1 protein-coding gene is annotated in these 2,080 nt (G+C 63.0%); it reads right to left on the bottom strand.

Annotated elements, in window-relative coordinates; translation table 11 throughout:
• A partial coding sequence (locus ASG00_RS07695) for an ATP-binding protein (protein ID WP_162238364.1) occupies nucleotides 1-2,080 on the bottom strand: 2,080 nt, incomplete at both ends.

Here is a 2,080-nt window from a genome sequence, read left to right as displayed (position 1 = left end):
CGACCGCGGACAACAGGACGACTCTCATAACGACTGGACCTACGAAACGGGGTCAGCCCAAGCGCCGTCGCGCCCGCGGTTCGCTCCTCAGACAAATTCTTGCGGCTGATGAGCTCGATTTCGTCAAGGAGCGCGGAGTCGATGGCGTGCAGTGTCTCCGACGTTGTGACACTCAACTCGCTCACGTAGGCGGTCACCATCTCATCGAAGAGATTGTACGAGCGGAAGAACTCCCATTCGCGGTCGCCGACTTTGGGTGGCAGCACGGCTCTCATCCGGGCTAGTGCGGTGTCGAGGGGCAGGAAGTGTGCGGCACACCGGGCCCACGACTCCGCGATCTCCGACTCAGTGCGCACACCGCGCGCTCCGCCAGGCTGTTCCAACCCGAAGTGCTGGAACAGTGTGAAGACCCGCTCGCCGGCTGGATTGTTCTGTTTGGCCAGATCTGCAGCGAGAGTGTAGGCCTGCGCGAGCGGAACACGGAGGGCCTGCTCGTCACCGACATAGTCGATCGCAGCCTCGACAAGTCCGGAGCGCAGCAAAATCCCGCAAACGTCAACATCCTCGATCTCAGACGACTTGTCCGAAATCTCGGAGAGCATCAGCAACCCGCGAAGGAGGCTGGCGAAGTCGCCGCGCTGCGCCGCCGCAGCCAAAACGAGCTTCGTGTCGTCGGCGATCTCCGATGCCGCGCGCAGCTCACGAAACTGACGCCGTAAGAGTTCCTGGGTTCCGAGACGCAGCACAGCATCGAGATCATCCGCCTGGTAGCGGTGGAACAAGGCTTGCGCGGCAAAAACCGGGTCGGAACTCGACTCACAGATGTCCGCAACTTCGGCGTGGGCCTCCTTGTCGACCGTGCTATTGGGAGAACGGTCGTCACCGATCGAGGTTCGTTCGCGGGCGAACTGTCGGAACGAGTCGTGGAAGAACCGCCACCGTCCACGTTCAAGTCTGAACAGATAGCGCAACTGCGTTCTGAACTGCCGCGTGGTCGAGTCAGCGGCCCACGTGCGCACCCACCGAAGGTCGAAGCCGATCCGCAGTCGGCTGCAGATCCGCAGCACACGTTCGAGCTCTCCGTCCGCATCCAGTGAGTCCCAGGCGGCGCGATACAGCATCGCGATGTCGCCGTCGTACTGCGGCACCATTGCAACGAAGCCGTCCGGATCGTCCCCGGTGTAGTCGTCGATGCGGGCTAGCAGGTAAACAAGTGAGAGCGGATGGCCGGCGCTGCGGTCTGCGATGAGTTCGTGAACCGATCGGGGCAGTCGTCTTGTCGCGTCGAACCGCTCGCAGATTTCGATGACTGTGCTCTTGTCGAGCCGTTGCTTCTCCAGGTTGATCTCGGTGCCACGGTCCTCGACGAACTGTCGCGCCTCGCTACGCAGCGGGCTGAGATCTCGCGTCCCCACCAGGAAGATCACACCGGCGGGCATATCGTTCGGTACGGGCAACTCTGCCGTGAGCGCATCATTGCCCGAGTAGTCGCGCTGCACATGGTCCAGACCATCGACGACGACGATGGTTCGCCGGCCGCTTGCGGCGAAATCTTCAGCAGCCGCGTCCAGCTGCTCCTGAATCGACTCACGGAGTTCGTGCACGGTCCGCGCCGGCAGCTTCTTGCGTCGGGTGCGTAGCCCAGCGTCCCGAAGCATGGTGCTGAGATCGTGGAGGAACCATTCCGCAGATAGTCTGCTCCGAGCGTTGCCGCCGCCCCCCGGAATGAACGCGTAGTACCGCACAACGCGGTCCGGGAGTTCCGCCAGCGCCTGCGACAGAAGGGTCGACTTGCCTGCCCCCGGGGCTCCCGTGATAGCGATATATCCGGATGTGGTGTCTGCCAGCTGGGCCCGCAGCAGTTCGATCGCGCCCGTCAGCGGAGAGTACGTCGCCTTGTTGATGGGGAATTCATGGACGCTGCGAAACGAGCTCCGGTTGCCCCAGTTCACAAGGGCGAGCACCTGCTGACGATCCAGCTCAACCGGTCCGCTCGCGCGCGCGACTTCGCGAAGCAGGGCATCGGCAAGGGTCCGCAGGTCGACGCTCCTGGTGTCGTCGAAGCTGTCGAGAGGCTCAC

It is taken from the genome of Microbacterium sp. Leaf351, assembly GCF_001423825.1.
Classification (GTDB): Bacteria; Actinomycetota; Actinomycetes; order Actinomycetales; family Microbacteriaceae; genus Microbacterium; species Microbacterium ginsengisoli.
Note: the sequence above shows the minus strand (reverse complement) of the source record. Positions and strands in the feature narration are given on the sequence as shown.